5 protein-coding genes and 2 tRNA genes are annotated in these 6000 nt (G+C 45.4%); 2 read left to right on the top strand and 5 right to left on the bottom strand.

Going from position 1 to position 6000, the window contains the following annotated elements; translation table 11 throughout:
* Positions 1-21 precede the first annotated feature (21 nt).
* On the bottom strand, positions 22-645 hold the full coding sequence (gene clpP, locus ACKPVM_RS02095) for an ATP-dependent Clp endopeptidase proteolytic subunit ClpP (RefSeq protein ID WP_409306478.1): 624 nt from the start codon (positions 643-645) through the stop codon (positions 22-24).
* A 581-nt stretch (positions 646-1226) separates the two neighbouring features.
* Positions 1227-1610 (bottom strand): autonomous glycyl radical cofactor GrcA, encoded by a 384-nt coding sequence (gene grcA, locus ACKPVM_RS02100; protein WP_409306479.1) that lies wholly within the window; start codon positions 1608-1610, stop codon positions 1227-1229.
* A gap of 361 nt (positions 1611-1971) precedes the next feature.
* Here grcA and ung point away from each other — a divergent pair, with 361 nt between their 5' ends.
* Positions 1972-2658, top strand: a complete 687-nt coding sequence (ung, locus tag ACKPVM_RS02105) for a uracil-DNA glycosylase (protein WP_409306480.1) — start codon at positions 1972-1974, stop codon at positions 2656-2658.
* Positions 2659-2788: 130 nt separating this feature from the next.
* On the opposite strand, the gene ACKPVM_RS02110 is transcribed toward ung, so the two are convergent.
* Together ACKPVM_RS02110 and ACKPVM_RS02115 are read right to left on the bottom strand one after the other, a co-directional pair.
* A tRNA-Ala gene (locus ACKPVM_RS02110) sits at positions 2789-2864 on the bottom strand.
* A 58-nt stretch (positions 2865-2922) separates the two neighbouring features.
* A tRNA-Ala gene (locus ACKPVM_RS02115) sits at positions 2923-2998 on the bottom strand.
* A 288-nt stretch (positions 2999-3286) separates the two neighbouring features.
* Between ACKPVM_RS02115 and ACKPVM_RS02120 the strand changes: the two genes are divergently transcribed.
* A complete protein-coding gene (locus ACKPVM_RS02120; protein ID WP_409306481.1) occupies positions 3287-4153 on the top strand; it encodes an alpha/beta hydrolase in 867 nt (288 codons plus the stop codon).
* 84 nt (positions 4154-4237) lie between these two features.
* Here the strand turns inward: ACKPVM_RS02120 and gltX are convergent, their stop codons facing one another.
* On the bottom strand, positions 4238-5653 hold the full coding sequence (gltX, locus tag ACKPVM_RS02125; RefSeq protein ID WP_409306482.1) for a glutamate--tRNA ligase: 1416 nt from the start codon (positions 5651-5653) through the stop codon (positions 4238-4240).
* Between the last annotated feature and the right edge of the window lie 347 nt (positions 5654-6000).

A 6000-nucleotide genomic window follows, 5' to 3' on the forward strand; every position in this document is an offset into this window, starting at 1 on the left:
ACTGTTAACATTAGCAGAGTATTATTCACGGTGCGTGAATACTGAGTCTACCAGACCATAGTCTACTGCCTCATTGGCAGAGAGGAAACGGTCACGCTCAGTGTCTCTCTCTATAACATCAATAGGTTGCCCAGTATGTTTTGCCAGTAATTCATTCATTCTGGCTTTTACTTTAAGTATTTCTTTGGCATGGATTTCAATATCCGTTGCCTGCCCTTGGAACCCGCCCAGAGGCTGATGAATCATCACCCGGGAATTAGGCAAACAGATACGTTTACCTTTTGCACCCGCAGCTAACAGGAACGACCCCATAGAACAGGCCTGACCCATACAGATAGTGCTAACGTCAGGTTTAATGAACTGCATCGTGTCATAAATAGACATACCAGCAGTAATGACGCCACCTGGAGAGTTAATGTACAGAAATATATCTTTTTCCGGATTCTCAGCTTCCAGAAACAACATCTGGGCCACAATCAGGTTCGCCATGTGATCTTCGACCTGACCCGTCAGGAAGATGATCCGTTCTTTTAGCAGACGAGAATAAATATCGTAAGAACGCTCCCCACGAGAGGTTTGTTCAACCACCATCGGCACTAAAGCCATATGAGGTGCCTGTCTTTCTTGTTCGCCACTGTATGACATTCACGTCTCCTAGATAAAATGCGTCCGGCGCCATTCCCACCCGATTCTACTTGAGATAAGGGGCGATGACTATGCTCACGCACTGGCACCGCTCATCAACATAACCATTGGATTATGTGAAACTCCCTCACGCGCCGCCGTTATTGCAACTATTTGGGGCTCACCTATCAATTTTCAAGCTTACACTATCAATTGTTTTATATTAAAGGGTTATCCGCAATAACTCTCCGATACTCAGGCAGCGCTATTCTCTAATCATAGTGCAAAGCACGTCATTTACAGACGAAAAACATCATGAGCCGTCGCCATTATGGTATAGAGAAGTCGACTATCTACATGGTTGTAACAAGACATGGTTGTAACAAGCGCAAGATTGCGCAATCAAGAAAGGGAAACCACTGATAACACCTGTTAATTCCATTTTGGCATGCTGAGATGAATAGAACCAATCGGCTAAAAAAGAAAAAAGGCTCATGAAATCATGAACCTTTTTTATATCATGCCGAGTTGGGCAAATCTTAAACGGTTGGCATTACGCTTTCGTTTTCTTGCCTTGACTCAGATGAAACGACATTCGCTACTTACAGGCTTTCTGTAAAAGTACGAGTAATCACGTCACGCTGTTGCTCTGGCGTCAAAGAATTAAAACGCACAGCATAGCCAGAAACACGGATGGTCAGTTGCGGATACTTTTCAGGATGCTTAACCGCATCTTCCAACGTTTCACGGCGCAGAACATTCACGTTTAGATGCTGACCACCTTCCACACGCACTTCAGGTTTGATTTCCAGTGGGATTTCACGATATTCGATCTGGCCCAGATCGCTGAGCGTAACAACTTCATCTTCGCTATAGCCGGATTTTGCACAAACACAGCGCGCCTGAGATTTTTCTTCATCCAACAGCCAGAAAGAATTGATCAATGCGCTATTATTCGCTTTGGTGATTTGAATACCAGTAACCATTATTGCCTCCGTAAAACGGCGTGTTATTGTCTTAATTGAAAATCGGTATCAGTAACAAACTGCTATTAATAGTAACGATTGTATAAAATCAACTGAATCTGACTCCTGTATACCAGTACAATGCACGACAATCCTTGATTTAAATCAATTTATAAAACCCACAAACACAGTCAACGCCAGCAATTAATTGTTTTACATCAATTTAGCCACCATGACTTACTGCAAATATTTTTGTAAATTTTCAATTTTTTTTCAAAAAATCTCCCTGGCAAACTGTTTTCTTACCTCAGGGTTTTACCTCAACACAATTGATCGGTAAGCTACCAGCATGAACATTTCTTCTGAAAACAAAGAGTGCATCATGGCAATGTCTCCTACCTGGCACGATGTGCTGGCACAAGAAAAACAACAACCTTATTTTGTCAACACGCTTGAGTTCATTGGCAAAGAGCGCGCAGCCGGAAAAACGATTTATCCGCCACAAAAAGACGTATTTAATGCATTCCGTTTCACAGAATTGCATCAGGTCAAAGTCGTCATTCTGGGGCAAGATCCCTACCATGGCCCCAATCAAGCTCATGGCTTGTCATTTTCTGTTCGGCCAGGGATTCCCGCACCACCATCACTTGTAAACATCTATAAAGAACTGGCGACGGACATCCCCGGATTTGAAATCCCACATCATGGCTTTCTGCAAAGCTGGGCAGAACAAGGCGTCTTGTTGCTCAATACCGTATTAACCGTCGAAGCCGGTCAAGCGCATTCGCATGCTAATTTGGGTTGGGAGACATTCACTGACCGCGTGATTGCCGCATTGAATGAAAATCGAGAAGGAATTGTTTTTTTGTTATGGGGCTCTCACGCACAGAAAAAAGGTAACATCATCGATCGCCAGCGCCACCATATTTTAAAATCACCGCATCCTTCGCCACTATCAGCACATCGTGGCTTTTTAGGGTGTAAGCATTTCTCGCAAGCCAATCAACTTCTGGAGAAACAGGGACTAGCGCCTATCGATTGGACACCGCACTTGCCAGAAAACAAATGATAATAGGCTGCCTTCATTTCCGGGGCAGTCAAACTACAGCCTCGTTATGAAAACATCATGATTAATGAAGAACTAGAAAGAATTACGAACAATCAAGGGGGGAATAAAAACGTAAGGAAGGCTTTTGATTTGGTGGAGCTAAGCGGGATCGAACCGCTGACCTCTTGCATGCCATGCAAGCGCTCTCCCAGCTGAGCTATAGCCCCACAGATGTGGAATGTTCGTTATGCTGGAAATCTGTCATATAACCAAACCATAAGAGTTTGGTGGAGCTAAGCGGGATCGAACCGCTGACCTCTTGCATGCCATGCAAGCGCTCTCCCAGCTGAGCTATAGCCCCTTTCACAGCGGCAAAATTCAATACAACACTGTGCGAACGGGTCGCATAATATGAAACCCATTGAACAGTGTCAACGGCTAAATCTTTTTAGGCTTTCAACCGCTGAAAAAGCCGCCACCCATCCGCTATAGCAGATAAAATACTACAGGTCTTTTGCAAAATTTTACTGAAATATCCATCGTCTAAATCAAAGGTGATAAAAATGCTGATAATGAGAACGTGATTGATTATCATCTTTGGCATATCAAACCAACACATCCAAAAAGCCAACACATGCGATATTTTCCTATGATTGCTCTTACATTGATGGTTTCCAGTATCTTGCCCGTTCAGGCACAACCGAGTATCCCGGTCATCAGCGAACAGGCACAACGCAATTTCGACATTCAGCACTTTGACATACAAAGTGACAAGCAATATGGCTATCGCCTTTTCGTCGCCCTACCTCGTCAGACCGCCTCCGATAAAGGATATCCCATCCTTTATATGCTCGACGGCAATGCACAGTTCCCCTTTGCCGTAAACAGCTACAAAGAAGAAAATGGCCCTGCACCACTTATTGTCGCCATTGGCTATCAGATAACCCAAGCTTATGACGTTCCGGCCAGGACACGAGACTATACGCCACCAACACCGATCCGCGATCCTGATTTTGCCGCAGGCGGGCAAGCAGAAGATTTTTATCAATTTTTGCAAAACCAAGTGAAACCCTGGATCGAAGTGCGTTATCAGGTTGATACCCAGAGACAAACGCTTGCGGGACATTCTTTCGGCGGATTATTTACGCTTTATACGCTATTTAACCACAGTGAATCTTTTCAGCGCTATGTCGCTGCCAGTCCATCCATCTGGTGGGGAAACGGCGTAGTGATACCGGCAAAAACGCCATTTCTATCAACACCGCCACAGTCTATTACATTGAGTGTAGGCGAGTATGAAAATAAGCCAGACAACGCCGGTGCAACACAACGTGCCGATAACGCCAAACGGGCACAACGAAAGGCGCAAAGAAAAATGGTAACGAAAGCGAGAGAGCTGGCAGCGCAATTAAAGGAACAGGGAACCAATACTGAGTTCATTCAGTTTCCAGGTAAGAATCATGGCAGCGTTATCCCTGATGCCATAGAAAAAGCGGTAGTGATCGCAGGGCAATAATAATGCCGTCACAAACACTGCACCATAAAATAAACCCCGGTAAGCACCGGGGTCAGTTTATCAGCTACCAGAAACAAACAAATATTACTGCTGGCTTTCACGTTCAGTAATAAAGGCCAGAGCTTTATCAATCCTGGCCAGAGAACGCTGTTGTCCCACCGCTTGTACTGTGACATCGACACCTGGAGACTGACCTGCACCGGTGACAGCAACGCGTAGTGGCATACCGACTTTTCCCATCCCCTGCCCCAGTTCATCAGCCGTTCCCTGAATGGCATGATGAATATTTTCTGCCGTCCAGTCAGTTATGGCAGCTAATTTAGCACGCACCAGTTCAAGCGGCTGACGAGCAACCGGACGCAAGTGTTTCTTCGCGGCATCGGCATCAAACTGTTCAAAATCTTCGTAAAAGTAACGACAGGACGCAGCCATTTCCTTCAACGTCTTGCAACGTTCCCCTAGCAGCGTCACCAACTCACTTAATTGTGGCCCGGTACGGGTATCAATTCCGGCTTGCTCAATATGCCACGATAAGTGCGTCGCCACATATTCTGGCGGCAGATGATTAATATAATGATGGTTCAACCATTGCAATTTTTCAGTATTGAACGCACTGGCAGATTTGCTGACAGCATCAAGGGAGAAGAGTGTTTTCATCTCATCGATAGAGAAAATTTCCTGATCGCCAGACGACCACCCCAACCGTACCAGATAGTTAAGTAACGCCTCTGGCAGATAACCGTCATCACGATACTGCATGACACCAACGGCACCATGACGTTTAGACAGTTTCTTACCATCATCCCCAAGAATCATGGAAACATGCGCATATTCGGGTACAGGCGCCCCAAGCGCTTTCAATATATTGATTTGGCGAGGCGTATTATTGATATGGTCTTCACCGCGAATCACATGCGTGATTTCCATATCCCAGTCATCGATCACAACACAGAAGTTATAGGTCGGGGAACCATCGGTACGACGAATAATTAAGTCATCGAGTTCCTGATTACTGAACTCGATCGGCCCACGGATACGATCGTTAAAAATAACGGAACCACTTTGCGGATTACGGAAACGAACCACGTGAGGTTCATCATCAGCATGGTGTTCGTGAGAATCACAGCAATGGCCGTCATAACGTGGTTTTTCACCATTCGCCATCTGCTTTTCACGCAATGCTTCCAGTCGCTCTTTCGAACAGTAGCATTTATAGGCCGTATCATTTTCCAACATTTGATCGATAACCGCGTTATAGCGATCGAAACGTTTGGTCTGATAGTACGGGCCTTCATCCCAATCCAGATTCAGCCAGTTCATACCATCCATAATGGCATCAATCGCTTCCTGTGTTGAACGCTCCAGATCCGTATCTTCAATACGCAGAACAAATTCACCATCCTGATGGCGGGCAAAGAGCCAGGAATAGAGTGCAGTACGGGCACCACCGACATGCAGGTAGCCGGTTGGACTGGGTGCGAAACGGGTTTTGATTTTCATTTGGGATTAAAGCCTTATTACGCAACTTATGTCGGCACATGCCAGCATGAAGTTCAAATAACAAAAGTGGGCAACATTCTATCATTCTGCCTCGATTCCTCAACGCCGTAACACACCGTGCTGACGTTTATTACATTCAGAATCGCGCTATTCCGCATAGAATTGAGTAAACAAGCGGCATCCTCGGCCAGAAATAAATCGCCCTGACTAATTTTACAACGAACACGCGTTTTAGGTTTAAAAAGCGTTGACTCACTTTCAACTATCCCTATAATGCGACTCCACACAGCGAGGGTGATTAGCTCAGCTGGGAGAGCACCTCCCTTACAAGGAGGGGGTCGGCGGTT

The organism is Pectobacterium hainanensis, assembly GCF_046237015.1.
GTDB lineage: Bacteria > Pseudomonadota > Gammaproteobacteria > Enterobacterales > Enterobacteriaceae > JBJYIN01.